General features: G+C 62.5%; 6 protein-coding genes. 2 read left to right on the plus strand and 4 right to left on the minus strand.

Features of this window, described 5'->3' with window-relative positions:
- Positions 1–167 precede the first annotated feature (167 nt).
- Entirely contained in the window at positions 168–13,166 is a 12,999-nt protein-coding gene (locus JN524_RS04175; protein WP_202368609.1) for a non-ribosomal peptide synthetase, read from the minus strand.
- Between the two features lie 369 nt (positions 13,167–13,535).
- Between JN524_RS04175 and JN524_RS04180 the strand changes: the two genes are divergently transcribed.
- A complete protein-coding gene (locus JN524_RS04180; protein ID WP_027613402.1) occupies positions 13,536–14,090 on the plus strand; it encodes an RNA polymerase factor sigma-70 in 555 nt (184 codons plus the stop codon).
- A 97-nt stretch (positions 14,091–14,187) separates the two neighbouring features.
- Here the strand turns inward: JN524_RS04180 and JN524_RS04185 are convergent, their stop codons facing one another.
- From JN524_RS04185 to JN524_RS04195, 3 genes are all read right to left on the minus strand, one after another.
- Complete coding sequence (locus JN524_RS04185; RefSeq protein WP_202368610.1) at positions 14,188–15,201, minus strand: GNAT family N-acetyltransferase; 1,014 nt, start codon at positions 15,199–15,201, stop codon at positions 14,188–14,190.
- 83 nt (positions 15,202–15,284) lie between these two features.
- Positions 15,285–16,082 (minus strand): substrate-binding periplasmic protein, encoded by a 798-nt coding sequence (locus JN524_RS04190; RefSeq protein ID WP_202368611.1) that lies wholly within the window; start codon positions 16,080–16,082, stop codon positions 15,285–15,287.
- Positions 16,083–16,174: 92 nt separating this feature from the next.
- A complete protein-coding gene (locus JN524_RS04195; protein ID WP_202368612.1) occupies positions 16,175–16,798 on the minus strand; it encodes a TetR/AcrR family transcriptional regulator in 624 nt (207 codons plus the stop codon).
- Positions 16,799–16,981: 183 nt separating this feature from the next.
- Between JN524_RS04195 and JN524_RS04200 the strand changes: the two genes are divergently transcribed.
- Positions 16,982–18,772, plus strand: coding sequence for an acyclic terpene utilization AtuA family protein (locus JN524_RS04200; protein WP_202368613.1), 1,791 nt, complete (start codon positions 16,982–16,984; stop codon positions 18,770–18,772).
- Positions 18,773–18,778 lie beyond the last annotated feature (6 nt).

Below are 18,778 nucleotides of genomic sequence, written 5' to 3' on the forward strand. Positions count from 1 at the left end.
ACCCTGGACATGTACGTGAATATGCCGGTTTATTTGTGTTGAATTCACTGACGCCTTCGCTGGCAAGCCAGCTCCCACAGGTTCTACGTTGAACACAAAATATGTGGACACATTGATCACTGTGGGAGCTGGCTTGCCAGCGATGAGGCCGCAACAGACGCCGAAGATTACAAGCCTTCAAGCTCCGCCATCAGATCATTCAAGCGATCCACCTTGTCTTCGGTCATGTCACTGGCCGCCAGGCCTTCGATGTACTCGGCCAGTTCCTGCACCGTGCTGCACTCGAACATCGCCCGCAGCGGCACATCGCGCTGCAGGGTTTTCTGCACCCGCGAGGCGATCTGCGTAGCCAGCAACGAATGCCCGCCCAACTCGAAGAAGTTGTCGCGCACACCGACCTTGTCGACCTTGAGCACCTCGGCCCAGATGTCGGCCAGGGTCTGCTCCAGCTCGTTGCGCGGGGCCAGGTAATCATCGCTCTGCAACTGACCGATCTCCAGCGCCGGCAAGGCCTTGCGGTCGAGCTTGCCGTTGGCGTTGTGCGGCAGCTGATCGAGCCACAACCAGTGCAGCGGCACCATGTATTCCGGCAGTTCGCTGCGCAGGCGCTGCTTGATTCGCTCCAGGCGTTCGCTTGGGTTGAGCGCCGAATCCGCCGCGACCAGATAACCGACCAAGTGCTTGCCATTCACGCCTTCCTGCACGCCGACCGCCGCATCGCGGACTTCCGGCTGTTCGTGCAGACGCGCTTCGATTTCACCCAGTTCAATCCGGAAACCGCGAATCTTCACCTGATGGTCAACCCGGCCGACGTACTCCAGTACCCCGTCACTGCGCCGCCGCGCGAGGTCACCGGTGCGATACAGACGCTCGCCCGGCGCGCCGAACGGGTTCGGCACAAATACCGGCGCGGTGCGCAGCGGATCGCTGACGTAACCGCGACCGACACCGGTCCCGGCCACGCACAACTCACCCACCGCGCCCAGCGGCACCAGTTCCAGCGCGCCATCGACCAGATACAGCAAGTTGTTGTCGGTCGGCGTACCGATCGGCAAATAGCTGCCGCGAGTCGAAGCCATGTCCACACGGAAGAACGCCACGTCATCGGAGCATTCCGCCGGGCCGTAAGCGTTGACCAGACCGATCTGCGGATAACGCAGCAGCCATTGGTGCGCGAGTTCCGGCGGCATCGCTTCACCGGTCGGCAGCATCCAGCGCAGACCGTCGAGGCTCAGGCGTTCCGAGGCGAGCATGCCCTGAATCAACGACGGCACGCTCTCCAGCACGGTAATGCCCTGCGCCTGCACATGCATCAGCAACCCCTGCGGATCGTGAGCGATAGTGTTCGGCACAATGTCCACCCGCGCACCGAACAGCGGCGCGGCGAGGAACTGCCAGACCGAAATATCGAAGCTTTGCGAAGCGGTCTGCGCGACCACATCGGCGTCCGTCAGTTTCAGGTACGGCACCTTGCTCAACTGGTTGTTGAGCATGCCGCGCTGCTCGACCATCACGCCTTTCGGCAGACCGGTCGACCCCGAGGTGTAGATCACGTAGGCCAGGTTGTCCGGGGCACTGTAGATTCCCGGGTTCTGCAGCGATGTCGCCAGCGCCTGCACTTCTTCCCAGACCAACAGCCGTGGACGGTTGGCGCAGCTGAACTCATCGAGCAAAGTCTGCGCCTGTTGGCGGCAGGCTTCGCTGCACACCAGCACTGGCGTGCGGCTCAGCTCGATGATCCGCTGCAGACGCTGGCTCGGCAGGCCCGGATCCAGCGGCAGGTAACCGGCACCGGCCTTGAAGCTGCCGATGATCATCCCCAGCAGATCGAGATTACGCTCGCCCAGCAGCGCCACCGGTTGATCCATCTGCACCCCGGCCGCGACCAGTGCATGGCCGAGGCGGTTGGCGTTCTGGTTCAGCTCGGCATAGCTCAGTTGCTGATCGAGGCAACTGGCGGCAATGCGTTGCGGATGTTGCGCGACCTGCGCTTCGAACAGTGCCACGTAGCTGTGCTCCAGCGGATAATCGTGCGCGCTCTGGTTGCAGCCGTGCAGCAGGAAGTCCTGTTCCTCGGCACCCAATAGCGGCAGGTCGGCCATGTCGCCATGGAAACCATCGACCAGCGCCAGCAGCAGGCGTTTGAACTCGCCGAGCATGCGCTCGATGGTCGATTCGTCGAAGTAACGCTGGTCATACGACAGATGCAGACCGAGGTCATCGCCCGGGTAGCACACCGCCGTCAGCGGGAAGTTGGTGTGGGTTCGACCGGAGTCAGAAGTCGCGTTGAGGCTCTGCGCACGGTCCAGCACCGAGACTTCCACTGGCGCGTTCTCGAACACGAACAGGCTGTCGAACAGCGGCTGGCCTTTCGGCAATTCGCTCTGCTCCTGGATGTTTACCAGCGGCAGGTATTCGTACTCTCGCAGTTGCATGTTGCTGTCGAGCAGCCCGCTCAACCACTGCCGCACGCTGCTGCGCTGATCGTCCTCAGGCATTTTCACCCGCAGCGCGATGCTGTTGATGAACAGGCCGACGGTGCGCTGCATTTCCGGCATTTCCACCGGGCGCCCGGCCACGGTGACGCCGAACAGCACGTCGCGATCACCGCTCAGGCGGCGCAGCACCAAGGCCCATGCCGCTTGAGCGAAGGTGTTGATGGTCAGTTGATGAGCCTGGGCCAGCTCGCGCAGCCGGACGCCATCTTCAACGTTGAGACGGGTGTAGCGGTCACCGACGATCATGCCACCGCTTTCGCCGGCGTGTTCGCGCAGGAACGGTCGGTCGCTCGGGATCGGCGTGGTGCGTTCGAAACCTTGCAGGTTCTGCTGCCACCACTGACGTGCCTCGGCCAGGCTCTGGCGTTGCAGCCAGCCAATGTAGTCGCGGTAACGCGGCGGCAGCGGCAACTGTGCTTCGCGACCTTCACCGAGGGCGGTGTAGATCTCGAAGAAATCGTTCATCAGCAGCGAACGGCACCAGGCATCGATCAGGATGTGGTGGTTGCTCATCATGAACCAGTAACGCGCCGCGCCGACCTTGATCAGGCGCAGGTGGAACGGTGCCTGATTGAGCAGATCGAACCCGGCCTCACGCTCGCTTTTCAGCAGCGCTTGCAGCTTTGGTTCTTGCTCGTCCTCGGCGATGGCGCTCCAGTCCAGGTACTCGATCGGCGTACGACCCGGGGTGTGGATCACTTGCAGCATGTCCTCGCCGACGTTCCAGCAGAACGACGCACGCAGCGCTTCATGACGGGCGACCACCGCTTGCCAGGCCTGGGCGAAACGCTCGGGATCGAGCTCGCTGTTGATCCGGTAGCGATCCTGCATGTAGTACAGACCGGTGCCCGGTTCGAGCAAGGTGTGCAGCAACATGCCTTCCTGCATCGGCGTCAGCGGGTAGACGTCTTCGATCTGCGCCGCCGGCACCGGCAGCGCATCGAGTTGCGCCTGGGTCAGCTTCGCCAGCGGGAAGTCCGACGGCGTCAGGCCACCGGCCTGGTCTTGCAGGCAATGTTCGATCAGGCTTTGCAGCTCACCGAGGTAGGCGTCGGCCAGATCGTTGATGGTTTGCGCCTCGTAGCGCTCGGCACTGAAAGTCCAGCGCAGCAGTAGTTCGCCGCCGTACACCTGACTGTCGATGCTCAATTCGTTGGGCAACGGCGCCTGCGGATCGTGGGCCGCACCGGCCGGCTCGTCCAACGGACGGAACAGCGCATCGCTGGCGAAACTCTGGTCGAACTGGCCGAGGTAGTTGAAGGTCACCGGAGCATTCGGCAACGCCGCCATGCTGCGCTGGCTGAGGTCATCGGCCAGATAGCGCAGCACGCCATAGCCGAGGCCTTTGTGCGGCACCGCGCGCAGTTGTTCCTTGATCGCCTTGATCGAAGCGCCCTGCCCGGCGGCCTCTTCGATGTTGTGCGGGGTCAGGCGTAATGGATAGGCGCTGGTGAACCAACCGACGGTGCGAGTCAGGTCGATCTCGTCGAACAGCGTTTCGCGGCCGTGGCCCTCCAGTTGAATCAACGCCGACGGCTGACCGCTCCAGCGGCACAAGACGCGGGCCAGCGCCGTCAACAACAGGTCATTGACCTGCGTGCGGTAGGCGCGCGGCGCCTGTTGCAGCAGTTGTTGAGTAAGCTCGGCATCCAGGCGCACGCTGACGGTTTGCGCGTGACGATTATGTTGTCCGCCCTGCGGGTTTTCGCACGGCAGATCGGCGTTCGATCCGGCCAGTTGGGTTTGCCACCAGTTCAGTTCTTCACGCAGTGATTCGCTGCCGGCGTAGGCCTGCAAACGTGCCGCCCAGTCCTTGAAGGCACTGGTTTTCGCCGGCAGTTTTACCGACTTTTCGGCTTCGAGCTGGCGATACACGGTTTGCAGATCGTCGAGCAAAACGCGCCACGACACACCGTCGACCACCAGGTGATGAATCGCAATGAACAGCCGTTGCTGACCTTCGGGACCATCGACCAGCAAGGCGCGCAGCAGCGGGCCGTTCTGCAGATCGAGACTGCGCTGGGCATCGGCGAACAGCGCTGCGCACTTGTCCATCGCCGTTACACGCACTTGCCACAAAACGGCGGCATCGGAGACCGGTTGATGAGTGGCGTGCCACTGATCGTTGGCCTCGGTGAAGCGCAGACGCAAGGCGTCGTGCTGCTCGATCACCGCCAGTAGCGCCTGCTCAAGACGATGCGGTTCCAGCGCCACTGTCGGCTCCAGCAGCAGCGTCTGGTTCCAGTGCTGACGCTCAGGAATATCAGTGTCGAAGAACCAGTGTTGAATCGGCGTCATGGCCGACTCACCGAGCACCAGTCCCTGCTCGGCAGTGACTTGCTCGCTACGGCTGGCGACAGCGGCCAGGGTCTGCACCGTCTGATGCTGGAACAGATCCCGTGGACTGAAATGAATGCCCTGCTGTCGCGCACGACTGACCACCTGAATCGACAGAATCGAGTCGCCGCCGAGTTCGAAGAAGTTATCGTTGAGCCCGACCTGCTCGACGTTGAGCACCTCGCACCAGATCTGCGCCAGGGTCTGCTCCAGCTCATTGCTCGGGGCGACATAGTGCTGACGGTTCAACTCAGGATCCGGCGCCGGCAAGGCGCGGCGGTCGAGTTTGCCGTTGGCGGTCAGCGGCATGCTCGCCAGCAGGATCAGATGCGTTGGCACCATGTAATCCGGCAGTTGCGCCTTGAGGTGTGACTTCAGTGCTTCACGCAGTTCGGCCTGTTGCGCTTCGCCTTGCTCGGCAACTTCGCTGACCAGGTAGCCCACCAGTTGCTTGCCGCTCGGCGCATCCAGCGCCAGCACCACCGCTTCGCGGATCGAGTGGTGATCGAGCAGACGGGTTTCGATTTCGCCCAACTCGATACGGAAACCGCGAATCTTCACCTGATGGTCGATCCGTCCCAGGTATTCCACCAGACCATCGGCACGCTGGCGTACCAGATCGCCGGTGCGGTACATGCGTCCGCCATCGGCGGCAAACGGGTCAGCGACAAAACGCTCGGCGCTGATGCCCGGACGGTCGTGATAGCCCTGCGCAAGACCGGCACCGCCGACGAACAATTCACCGGTCGCGCCTTGCGGGACCAACGCCAGATCGGCATCGAGAATGTACGCCACGCGGTCACCGATCACGCTGCCGATCGGCACGCTGCCGGCGCCTTCTTCCAGCACTTCCGGGGCGAGACTGGCGAGCGGCATGACCACGGTTTCAGTCGGGCCATAGGCGTTGAAGAATAGGCTCGGTTTGAACGCGGCGCGAATCCGTTGCAGATGTTCGCCGGTCAGCGCCTCGCCGCCGGTGATGATCATCCGCACCGACAGAACCTGGTTTTGCGTGGCGAGGAACTGCGCCAACTGGCTGCCGTAGCTCGGGGTGAAGCCGAGCACATTGATCCGATGGGTGCGGATCAAGTTGCAGATCTCTTCCGCGTCCCACTGCCCTTGCGCCCGCAGCACCACGTGCGCGCCGCTGAGCAGCGGCACCAGCAGACGCTCGGTGGCGGCGTCGAAGTTGATCGAATAGAAGTGCAGTTCGCAGTCGTCCGCACGCATGCCGAAACGCTCGATCACCGCCTGGCAATGCATGGCGATTTCGCCGTGGGACACCACCACGCCTTTCGGCTTGCCGGTCGAGCCCGAGGTGTAAATCAGATAGGCCTGATGCTGCGGCAGGCTGATAAAAGGCAACTCGCTGACCGGGTAATCCACCAGCGCCGCGCTGTCATCTTCCAGGCACCAGCGCGCCACGCTCGACGGCAAATCGCCGAGGGCGTTGAACATCGCGCGGTCACTGAGCAGCAGACCGATGCGGCTGTCTTCGATCATGTAGTGCAGGCGATCGAGCGGATATTCCGGGTCCAGCGGCACATAAGCGCCGCCGGCCTTGAGGATCGCCAGCAGGCCGACGACCATTTCCAGCGAGCGCTCCAGCGCCAGACCAACCCGCACTTGCGGGCCGACCCCACGCTCACGCAGGGCCCAGGCCAGGCGATTGGCGCGGGCATCGAGTTCGGCGTAGCTCAAAGTCTGTCCGGCGAAAGTCAGGGCCGGGGCATCTTTGCGCACCAGCGCCTGCTCGGCGAACAGATGATGGATGCACTGGTCGAGACGACGTTCGCCCGGTTCAACGCCGAGGCTGTCGAGCAACTGCTGTTGCTCAGTCGGGTCGAGCAGTGGCAAATGGCTCAGACGCTGTTGCGGATCGGCGATCAGCGCTTCCAGCAGGTTGCGCCAATGCTTGGCCATGCGCGCAATGGTCGGCTCGTCGAACAGATCGGTGCTGTAGGTCAGGCAGCAACCGAGGCGATGGTCGAGGTCGGTGACTTCCAGGTTGAGGTCGAACTTGGTCGCTCGCGCATCGTTGGCCAGGTACTCGACGGTCATCCCGGCGAGCATGCGGCTCTGCTGGAATTCCCAGCGCTGCACGTTGCACATCACCTGGAACAGCGGGTTGTACGCAGCGCTGCGCGGCGGTTGCAATGCTTCGACCAGATGATCGAACGGCAGGTCCTGATGCGACTGGCCTTCGATAACGGTGTGGCGCACTTGCTCGAACAGTTCGCCGACCGACATCTGGCCGTCGAGCTGGCAACGCAGCACCTGAGTGTTGAGGAATGCGCCGATCAGCCCTTCGCTTTCCGGACGGATCCGGTTGGCCACCGGTGCGCCGATGCGCAGGTCGGTCTGGCCGCTGTAGCGGTAGAGCAAGGTGGCGAGCGCGGCGGTCATGGTCATGAACAGGGTCAGACCGTTTTGCGCATTGAACGCACGCACGCGGGCGGCGAGATCATCACTGAGGTCGAAACGGAACAGCTCACCCTGGTGGCTTTGCACCGGTGGCCGCGGACGGTCGCCGGGCAGCTCCAGCAGCGGATGTTCGCGACCCAGTTGCGCAGTCCAGTAGTCGAGCTGGCGCTGACGTTCACCGGACTCCAGCCACTGCCGTTGCCAGACGCTGTAGTCGAGGTACTGCACCGGCAACGCTTCGAGCGGCGAGTCGCGGTCATCAACAAAGGCTTCGTACAGCGCGCTGAGTTCGCGGGCAAAAATATCCATCGCCCAGCCTTCGGTGACGATGTGGTGCAGGGTCAGCACGAAGTAATGCTCGTGCTCGGCGGTCTTCACCAGACAGGCGCGCAGCAGCGGGCCGCTTTCCAGATCGAACGGCAGATGCGCTTCTTCGTCGGCCAGTTGCTGGACCCTCTGCTCGCGCTGGTCCGCCGGCAGTTTCGAGAAATCTTTCCAGCCCATGCGCACGCCGGTCTCGGCATGCACCTGCTGACGGGCCACGCCATCGACGCTCGGGAATGTGGTGCGCAGGGTTTCGTGGCGCAGGATCAACGCCTGCAAGGCTGCCTCGAAATGCTCGACGTGCAACACGCCGCGCAGGCGCGCCATGCCGCCGACGTTGTACGCCGGGCTGTCCGGTTCCATCTGCCAGAGGAACCACATGCGTTGCTGCGAATAGGACAGCGGTACGGCTTGGCGGCGATCGACTTTGGCAATCGGCGGCTGTTGGTTGGTCTGGCCGCTGGCCTGGATCAGGCGGATCTGTTCGGCGAAATCGCCGAGTTCGCTGTGCTCGAACAAGGCACGCAACGGCAACTCGACGTCACAGGCCTGACGGCTGCGGGAGATGATTTGCGTGGCCAGCAACGAGTGCCCGCCGAGGGCGAAGAAGTCGTCACGCAGACCGATCCGTGGCAGACCCAGCACTTCACGCCAGATCGCGGCGATCTGTTGTTCCAGCTCGGTGGCCGGTTCGACGTGCTCACGCACTTGCCACTGCGGCTCGGGCAAGGCGCGACGGTCGAGCTTGCCGCTTGGGCTCAGGGGCATTGCGTCCAGACGCATCAGTTGCGCCGGGACCATGTATTCCGGCAGTTCGCCGGCCAGTGCGGTTTTCAGGCGGGCGATCTGCACGTGCTGATCTTCGCTCGCATCGACAGCGGTGAAGTAGCCGATCAGCTGCGCGCCCGCTGCGGTTTCCCGCACCAGTACCACGGCTTGAGCGACGCCGTCCTGGGCCAGCAGGCGCGCTTCGATTTCTTCCGGTTCAACGCGGAAGCCACGCAGTTTGACCTGCTGATCGAGACGCCCGAGGTATTCGATCACGCCGTCCGAGGTCCAACGGGCACGGTCGCCGGTGCGGTACAGACGTGCGCCCTGCTCGCCCAGTGGATCGACCACGAAACGCTCCGCAGTCAGCGCCGGGCGACCGAGGTAACCCCGGGCCAGACCGATGCCGCTGATGCACAGTTCACCCGGCACACCGGCCGGTACGGGATTGAGATCGGTGTCGAGCACGCGGCAGATCACATTGCCAAGCGGCCGGCCAATCGGCGAACGCTCGCCGTCGGCCATGGTGCAGTGCCAGTGGGTGACGTTGATCGCGGTTTCGGTCGGGCCGTAACGGTTGTGCAGTTGCACCGCCGGCAGCTGCGCCAGCACGCGGTTGCGCAGTTCCGCCGGCAGCGCTTCACCGCCGCAGAACAGCCGGCGCAGGCTGGTGCATTCGGCGCTCAGCGGCTCGTCGATGAACAGCGCGAGCAGCGGCGGCACGAAGTGCAGCGTAGTCACGCCGTACTGCTGAACCAACTGCGCGATGCGATGCGGATCGCGGTGTTCACCGGGGCCGGCGATCAACAGACGCGCGCCAGTGATCAGCGGCCAGAAGCACTCCCACACCGACACGTCGAAACTGATCGGCGCCTTTTGCATCAACACGTCGCTGTCGTTCAGGCGATAGCTGTTCTGCATCCATTGCAGCCGTTCGGCCAATGCAGCGTGGGTGTTGCCGACGCCCTTCGGTTGACCAGTGGAGCCGGAGGTGTAAATCACATAGGCGAGGTTGTCGCCGTGCAGGTGCAGACCCGGTGCCTGACTCGGCCAGTTTTCCAGGTGCAACGCGTCCATGGCGATGACGCTGACGCCGTCACTGGCTGGCAGACGGTCGAGCAATGCAGTCTGAGTCAGCAGCAGCTCGACACCGCTGTCGCTGAGCATGTAGGCCAGACGATCGGCCGGGTAATCCGGGTCCAGCGGCACATAAGCGCCACCGGCCTTGATGATCGCCAGCAGGCCGATCAACAGTTGTGGCGAACGCTCGGCTGCAATTGCCACGCACACATCTGGGCCGACGCCTTTATCGCGCAGATAGTGCGCTAGGCGATTAGCCTGGGCGTGCAATTCGGCAAAATCGAGACTGCCGCCGTCCCACACCAGCGCGGTGCGTTCCGGGGTCTGCCGCGCCTGTTCGTTGAGCAGTTCCGGCAGCCATTGTTGCGCCGGGGTGCAGGGCGCGATGCTCCACGCTTGTTGCTGTTCGTGCTCGCATGGAGTGAGCAATCGCAGGTCGCCAATCGCCTGTTGCGGTTGCTCGCAAACGGCGCGCAGCAGATTGCTGAAGTGCTCGGACAGACGCTCGATGGTCGCCGCGTCGAACAGTTCATCGGCGTAGTCGAAGGACAGGGTGAAGCGCCCGTTGCGATCTTCTTCGCTGTGCAGTTGCAGGTCGAACTTGGCTTCGCGGCTGTGCCACGGCAGTTCTTCGGCGAGCAGGCCCGGCAGGCGCTTGAGCGCACTCAAGTCGCGTTGCTGGTGGTTGAACATGACCTGGAACAGACCCTGTTCACGGGCCTGCGGGAACGCTTCGAGCAGTTGCTCGAACGGCAGATCCTGATGGACCTGAGCCCCCAGTGCAGCCTCGCGGGTCTGCGCCAGCAACTCGACAAACGACAGCCGCGAATCAACCTCGGCACGCAGCACCTGAGTGTTGATGAAGAAGCCGATCAAGCCCTGGGTTTCCAGGCGCGGACGGTTGGCGTTGGGGATGCCGATGCGGATATCGCGCTGACCGCTGTAGCGGTGCAGCAGGCTCTGGAACGCCGAGAGCAACAGCATGAACGGTGTCGATTGATGCGCCTGCGCAGTCTGCTTGATCGCGTCGCTGAGGCTGACGCCGAGGCGCACGCTGTGGCGCGCGGCGCTGTGCAATTGTCTGGCTGAACGCGGATGATCGGTGGCCAGTTCCAGCACCGGATGCTCGTCGCCCAGTCGGGCTTTCCAGTACGCCAGTTGTCGCTCGCCCTCGCCTTGCGTCAGCCATTGGCGCTGCCAACTGCCGTAGTCGGCGTATTGGGTGGGCAGCGGCGCGAGTTCGGCGCGCTGGCCTTGGGATGCCGCAGCGTACAGGCGCGAGAATTCGTCGATCAGCACGTTCAGCGACCAGCCGTCGGCGATGATGTGATGCAGCGTCACCAGAAGCTGATGATCTTCGTCGTCGAGACGCACCAGCGTCACCCACAGCAGCGGGCCTTTTTCCAGATCGAATTGAGTGCGCGCCTCGTCCTCGCGGATCTGTTGCGCGCGGGCTTCACGCTCGTGCGCCGGCAGGTCGCTGATGTCGATCAGTTGCAGGTTGAATTCAGGCGCGGCGTCGACTTGTTGCAGCGCCACACCGTCGCGTTCGAAGAAACGCGTGCGCAGCGATTCGTGGCGTTCGATCAGGTGCTGGAAGCTGGCGCGCAGCGCATCCTCGTCCAGTTCGCCACGCAGACGCAGGGCGCCGGGGATGTTGTAGGCGCTGCTGTGCGGGTCGAGTTGCCAGGTGATCCACAAACGGTTTTGTGCCAGCGATTGCGGCAGTGCTTCGCTGCGCGACAAGGCGTTGATTGCACCTTGGGCGTTACCGCCGTCCTGTTGCTGCTGCGCCACGGCAGCGGCGAATGCCGACAGGGTCGGTGCTTCGAACAACAGGCGCAGGTTCAGCTCCAGGCCCAGTTCTTCGCGCACCTTGGCGATCACCTGAGTTGCCGCAATCGAGTTGCCGCCGAGCAGGAAGAAATGATCGTCGGCGTTGACTTGTTTGACGCTCAGATGCTCGGCCCAGATCTTGCCGATCAGCGTTTCCAGCTCCGAAGCTGCCAGGGTCGATTCGCTACTTTGCACCTCGGCGGACGGGAACACCGCGTAGCTGTCGAGGCTGCCGTCGGCCAGACGATTGCGGCACGCCGAGCGTTGCAGCTTGCCGCTGGACGTCTTCGGCAGCGCGCCCGGGTTGAGCAGCACCACCACGCTTGGCGCTTGTTGATAGGCCTCGGCCACCGCTTGGCGAATGGCTTTGATCAGTGCTTCGGGCGGCAGGATTTTTTGCACGCTGCGGCTGATTTCTGCGGCGATGCCAATACCTTCTTCACCGTCCTGAGTGACCGCAAATGCCGCGACGCGACCTTTGCGCACCACTTCCACTTCGTTCTCGACAGTCTTTTCGATGTCCTGCGGATACAGGTTATGGCCACGCACGATCAGCATGTCTTTCAGGCGACCGGTGATGAACAGTTCACCCTCGCGGATAAAGCCCAGGTCGCCAGTGCGCAGCCAGGTGCGGCCGGCGTGCTGAACGAAGGTCTTGGCGCTGGCCTCGGGGTTGCGCCAGTAGCCGTGAGCGATGCTCGGGCCGGCGGCCCAGACTTCGCCGACCGCATTGTCATTGAGTTCTTGCAGACTGCTCGGCTCGACGATCAGCACCGCATGGGCCGGCTGGCTGATGCCGCAACTCATGATCGGGCTGCCGTTGCCCGGTTCAGCGCGATTTTGCGCCAGTGCCTGATCATCGACACGAAGAGCAGGAATGCCGGTGCCCCGTGGTGTGCCGGCGACGAACAGGGTCGCCTCGGCCAGACCATAGGAGGCCATGAAGCTGTCTTCGCTGAAGCCGCACGGAGTGAACTTCTCGGCGAAGCGCTCAAGGGTGTCGAGACGGATCGGTTCGGAGCCGGAATAGGCCACGCGCCAGCGACTCAGGTCGAGGCGCTCCAACGCCGATTCGCTGACCCGCTCGCTGCACAAACGATAGGCGAAATCCGGCCCGCCGCTGATGGTGCCGCCGTATTGGCTGATCGCGTCAAGCCAGCGCAACGGGCGACCGAGGAAGTACGCCGGCGACATCAAGATGCACGGCACACCGCTGAAAATCGGCTGCAGCAATCCGCCGATCAGCCCCATGTCGTGGTACAGCGGCAGCCAGCTGACGATCACATCGTCAGGGTTCATATCGATGCCAAAACCGTGGCGAATCAGCAGCTCGTTGGCCACCAGATTACCGTGGCTGACCTGCACGCCTTTGGGCAGCGCGGTGGAGCCGGAGGTGTATTGCAGGAAGGCGATGTGGTCTTGCGGCAAAGTCGGTTCGACCCAGCGCTCGGCCAGGGAGTTGTCGAGGGTATCGACGCACAGCAACGGCGGCGCGCCATCGATTTGCTGCAAGGCATCGCGCAGGTCGGCGCTGGTCAGCAGCAGACGCGGTTCGGCGTCGGCAATGATAGACAGCAGGCGCTCCTGGTGATGCCGACGGGCGGATTCCGGCGGATAGGCCGGCACCGCGATCACCCCGGCGTACAGGCAACCGAAAAACGCCGCGACGTAATCCGCGCCGCTGGGAAACAGCAGCACCGCGCGATCACCGAACTCAGCCTGGGCTTGCAACGCGGCAGCAATGGTACGCGCGCGTTGATCCAGTTCGCGGTAACTGAGCACCACGCCCTGCTCCTCGGTTTCGGCGAGAAAGCGCAGGGCCAGGCGATCCGGCGTCTGTGCTGCACGGCGCTGGAGGGCTTGGACCAGAGTGCTGGGGAGTTCGAACGCGTCGGTCATGAGGTTTCCTGCCTGAATTCGGCTTGCTAAGTGGAATCGGGTTGCTGCGTCACGCCGGTCGAGGGCGTGCAGGGCGCGGTCTGTGCCGACCGCGCAAGGCATCGGAATGCTGTCTGGCCGGGGCTCGGTACCCGGAACCATTCACCAATGAGAACGGATGACGTCTTGAAATAATTAGTCGGCAGGCTGGATCGCCAACGGGGGCTGGGGTGTGGCGGTGTGTCGCAGTTCTCGATTCGCACCTTTACGGAGCATTAGTTCTCTTTCTCAATTAACAATCATTATCATTCAACATAATTTGTCGCTCGATGTGTAGGACGGCCTCGTCCCCCGGCGTCCCACTAACCTATTGGCAGCAAGGTGATTTCCATGACGGAACAAGTATCCACAAGCAGGTGCGATTCACCGCTACTTCAGGCCTTCGTCGACAATCGACTGATTCTGGTGAAGATCGCAGCGCGCATTACCGGCTGCCGTTCGCGCGCCGAAGACGTGGTGCAGGATGCGTTCTTCCGCTTGCAGTCGGCCCCGCCGATCACGTCGTCGATCAAGGCGCAATTGAGTTACCTGTTCCAGATCGTGCGCAACCTCGCCATCGATCACTACCGCAAACAGGCGCTGGAGCAGAAGTACTCGGGCCCCGAAGAGGAAGGGTTGAACGTGGTCATTCAGGGCGCATCGCCGGAAACCTCGCACATCAATTTCTCGACGCTGGAACACATCGCCGACGCACTGACCGAACTGCCCAGCCGCACCCGCTACGCCTTCGAGATGTACCGTCTGCACGGGGTGCCGCAAAAGGACATCGCCAAGGAACTCGGCGTTTCGCCGACCCTGGTCAACTTCATGATTCGTGATGCGCTGGTGCACTGCCGCAAGGTCTCGGGCAGTCGTGGGGATGCGGCCTCGATGGGTCGGCGCTAAGCCCGGTTCATCTCAGTAAAAAGATCGCAGCCTTCGGCAGCTCCTACAGAGGAATATCTTTCATGTAGGAGCTGCCGAAGGCTGCGATCTTTTGCTTTTACGCCAGATTGCACCGATCAAAAAACCGCTCACGCCCCAGAATCATCAACGCCGCGCGCTTGTGCGGAAAGTCGAATTCCTTCTCACAGTGGAAGCACTGGTTCTGCATGTGGCCGATCATCTTCGCGTTGTCGGCACGCGGTTCGGCGACCACGCGCTGGGTACGCGGATCATCCAGAAACAGATAGTGCACCAGCGCCGACAACCAGCTCGCGACCTTGTGCGGGCCACGGTGATTCTCTTCCCCCACCAGCATGTGAATGCCACGGTCGTAATTGTCGACATCATAGAACGGCGCGATACGGTCTTCCTTGGCCCAGTAGGCCTCGAAATAAGCAAACGGTTGATCGTCGAAACAGCCGATCAACGTCAACGTGTGCGGATCGGCGTCGAGCTTGCTGAGGTATTCGCGATGCTGCTCAAGACTGCCCTCCTCCTGCCAGAAACTGGCGACTCGCGGACTGTTCTGCCAGCGATTGAATCGCGCCAGATCCTGCTCAATCTCCAAAGTGCGCAGGGAAATCCACGCCCCGAGGCGTGCATCGAAGCGTCGATAGACTTCACCGCGCGGCTTGACCGGACGCAGCGGATGGCGCTTGCCCTGGCTGATCACCATTTGTTGCGGGTAGCTGCCCGTCAGCGAGGTGCCCAGCCAGGGTTGTGGCAACTGCCAGAACAGGGTGCGTTCGCAGCGGTACTCGCCAGCCACGTCGGTGTTCACCAGCAGGCCGCTGAGCAACGCTTCGGTGGGTGGCTGATCGAGTTGCCAGATCAATTGTCGGCAGTCCGGATCACGGGCGAACAGCCAGTAACAAGCCGCCCACAGCGCCTGGCCCACAGGAAGCGCATAACGCTCGTCGAGCTGGATCGGGCCTTTGGCCAGGCGATCCAGGCGCAGGCGAATCAGCGGTTGCCCATCCAGGCTCAGGCACAGACGGCTTTCGGTTGCATCGGCTACCAATTGGCTGCCCGAAGGCAAGGCCAGGGCAGTCAGGTCATTCAGATTGGACATGGGTCGGGCTCACGATAATCGTCGACAGTTAACGATGGGACGTGAGCCGAGGGGAGAAATTTAGCTGCCGGGGTGAAAATCGCTCAGGGGTGCGGCACCGGCACTACGGCAATCTTGTACGGTTCGAAGATTTTCAGCATCTGGCCGTTGTCGCGCAAACCCTGCAGCAACTTGCTGAACGACTCGCCGGTGATCGGTGCGCTCGGGCGCAGTATCGCGTAATGGTGGTAGATCTGATCGATGCGCTGCGACACCAGCAGCTCATCTTTGACCTTTTCGTTGCGCTTCAGATAATCGAACAGGTATGAGCGCGTCACCAAGGCAATGTCGGCACGCCCGCGCAGGACCATCAGCAGGTTGCTGTCGTGGGAATAGGTCAGCGAGGCATTGAACGTATCAGCCAGGTATTTGGGATCGGCGTTGAAGTTGGCGAACTCATAGTGATAACCGCTGTACAGTGCCAGACGCTTGCCCTTCAGATCGGCGAAATAGTTCTCCTGGCGAGCTTCTTTGCGTTGCGCGACGAAAATCTCGGCATCTTCCAGCCCCATATCGACCGTGGTGTGTGGAATGTCCTTCCAGCCCCACTCCGGGTTTTCGAAAATCGCCATGTCGGTGCGACCCTCCTTCAGGTCGCCGAAGCGCCGGGGAATCGAGGTCGGTACCAGGACAAACTGGTACTCCGTCTGCAACGCATTCAGCGCTTCGACCAATTCCGGCAGCAGACCGGTGTCGGCACCGCTTTCCGGGCGGATGGTGTAAGGCGGAAAGTGCGCGGCGCCCACTCGAACCAGTTGCGCTGCCTGCGCGGGCAACACCCAAATTACCGCCAGCGCTACGAGCAAAAGCCCTGCGGTCGTCCGAATTGGCGAAGACTTCAAAACACCCCACTCCCCGAAAAAATATCGATCAATGCATTCAAGCTAGGCGGTTTCGCCCAGTTAGCCAGTTTCCTGACCTGTTGGAACGTGGGTTAACGCTCTTCGAGCACCAGAATCAGCGCTTCATCGGCCAACTGATCGAGGCTCAGGCTACCGTCGGCACGGAACCAGGTGGTGGTCCAGGACAACGCGCCGGTGAGAAAGCGTCGGGTAACAAATACATCGCCACGGATGAACCCGGCGTCCTTGGCTTCACCCAGCACCTGCAGCCAGATGTCTTCGTAGACATCGCGCAATGCCAGCACTTTGGCCTGACCGTCTTCGGACAACGAGCGCCATTCGTAGACCAGCACCGCCATGGCTTCGCCGCTGCCGCCCATGATCGACTGCAACTCGCAGCGAATCAGTGCCAGCACCCGCTCGCGCACGTTGCTGGCTTCGGCCAGCGCGGCGCGCATCAGCGCGGTGTTGTAGCGGATGGTTTCTTCCATCACCGCCCGGAGGATTTCATCCTTGCTCTTGAAGTGATGAAAAATGCTCCCGGACTGGATCCCCACCGCCCCCGCCAGGTCACGCACCGTGGTGCGCTCGTAGCCTTTGTTGCGGAACAGGTGAGCCGCCACTTGCAGCAGTTTGCCGCGGGCGCTGTCAGGGTCGGTCAACTGGCCCTGGTCGACCAGTTCGCGCATGACCCTCAGGGCTTTTTGCTCGTCCACCCGTTCTCTCCTACAGTCGATCAGTCTGTTGCCCCCTGAACACGCAGGGTTGCGCGCAATTTAAGCCGCGAGCCGCAACCAAGCAAGCGCTTGGGCAGAAGATATTTCAGCTGTTTACAAACCAAGCGCTTGCTTGGTAGCCTCCAGACACTTCTGTCGCAGGTTCCTGAGTCGGAGATAACCATGCCAACCACCGTTCGGATCGGATGCGCCAGCGCATTCTGGGGTGACACCAGTACCGCCGCCGCACAGCTCGTGGCCGGCGGGCAGCTGGATTATCTGGTGTTCGATTACCTCGCCGAAATCACCCTGTCGATCATGGCCGGCGCGCGCATGAAGGACCCGCAGGCCGGATTCGCCGGGGACTTCGTTGAGGTGCTCGCGCCGCTGCTGCCGCAACTGGCTGAACAGAAAATCCGCGTCATCAGCAATGCCGGCGGGATCAATCCAAAAGCCTGTGCCGCCGCCCTGCAGGCTGCCTGCGACAAGGCCGGGGTCAAGCTGAAAATCGCCGTGCTGCTCGGCGATGACCTGCAACCGCAATTCAAGCAACTTGCCGCCCAAGGCATCCACGAAATGTTCAACGGCACGCCGCTGCCGCCGATGTGCGTATCGACCAACGCCTACCTCGGCGCACCGGGCATCGTCGAAGCCCTGCGCCTGGGCGCCGACATCGTCATCACCGGGCGCGTGGTCGACAGCGCGGTGGTCAGTGCGGCGCTGGTGCATGAATTCGGCTGGGCGTGGCACGACTACGACAAACTGGCCCAGGCCGCGCTGGCCGGGCACATCATCGAATGCGGCGCGCAATGCACCGGGGGTAATTTTACCGACTGGCGCGACGTGCCGGACTACGAACACATCGGTTTTCCCATCGTTGAAGTCAGCGCCGACGGCCAGTTCATCGTCAGCAAACCCGAAGGCTCCGGCGGCCTGGTGACGCCGCTGACGGTTGGCGAGCAGATGCTCTATGAAATCGGTGATCCGCAGGCCTATCTGTTGCCGGATGTAGTCTGCGATTTCACTCAAGTGAAACTGCAGCAACAGGGTAAAAACGCCGTCCATGTCCACGGAGCCAAAGGCCTGCCGCCCAGCGATAAATACAAGGTCAGCGCGACCTGGCCGGACGGGTTCCGTTGCACCGCCAGTTGCCTGATCGCCGGCATCGATGCGGTGGACAAGGCGCGCCGCGTCAGTCAGGCAATCATCGACAAGACTGCAGAAATGTTCAGCCAGCGCGGCTGGCCACCCTACAGCGAAGTCAACATTGAACTGCTCGGCAGCGAAGCCACATACGGTCCTCACGGCCAGCGTCGTGACAGCCGCGAGGTGGTGATCAAACTTGCGGTGCGCCATCCACTGAAACCGGCGCTGATCCTGTTCTCCCGGGAAATCGCCCAGGCCGCCACCGGCATGGCGCCGGGACTGACCGGCATCGTCGGCGGACGGCCGACGGTGTATCCGCTGATCCGTCTGTTCTCGTTCCTGATCGATAAAACCGCCTGCAGCCTGCACATCGACATGGCCGGTGAACAACATCCCTGCGCCCTCCCCGCGCAGATGCCGCTCGACAGCCATGACCTGCCAACCCCCGACCAGCCCCCCAAACCCCAGGGCCGCGCCGACGCCAGTGTGCCGTTGGTGAAACTGGCCGTGGCGCGCTCCGGTGACAAGGGCAACCACAGCAACATCGGCGTCTTGCCGCGCCGCCCCGAGTACCTGCCGTGGATCGCCGAAGCGCTGACGCCAGCGGTGATTGTCGACTGGATGCGCCATGTGCTCGACCCGATCCATGGCCGGGTCGAACGCTGGTACCTGCCCGGCACCCACAGCCTGAATTTTCTGCTGGAGAACGCCCTCGGTGGCGGCGGTGTCGCGAGTCTGCGCATCGACCCCCAGGGCAAGGCCTTCGCCCAGCAGTTACTGGAAATCCAGATCCCGGTGCCGCAGAGCATCGCCGAACAACTCGACTAGAGGTTG

Origin of the sequence: Pseudomonas sp. MWU318, assembly GCF_016756945.1 — a bacterium.
Taxonomy (GTDB): domain Bacteria; phylum Pseudomonadota; class Gammaproteobacteria; order Pseudomonadales; family Pseudomonadaceae; genus Aquipseudomonas; species Aquipseudomonas putida_A.

What these genes read in the sequence shown, in the direction of transcription:
- JN524_RS04185 (WP_202368610.1), bottom strand. Translation starts at nt 15,201, where the DNA reads ATGTCCAATCTGAATGACCTGACTGCCCTGGCCTTGCCTTCGGGCAGC.
- JN524_RS04175 (WP_202368609.1), bottom strand. Translation starts at nt 13,166, where the DNA reads ATGACCGACGCGTTCGAACTCCCCAGCACTCTGGTCCAAGCCCTCCAG.
- JN524_RS04180 (WP_027613402.1), top strand. Translation starts at nt 13,536, where the DNA reads ATGACGGAACAAGTATCCACAAGCAGGTGCGATTCACCGCTACTTCAG.
- JN524_RS04200 (WP_202368613.1), top strand. Translation starts at nt 16,982, where the DNA reads ATGCCAACCACCGTTCGGATCGGATGCGCCAGCGCATTCTGGGGTGAC.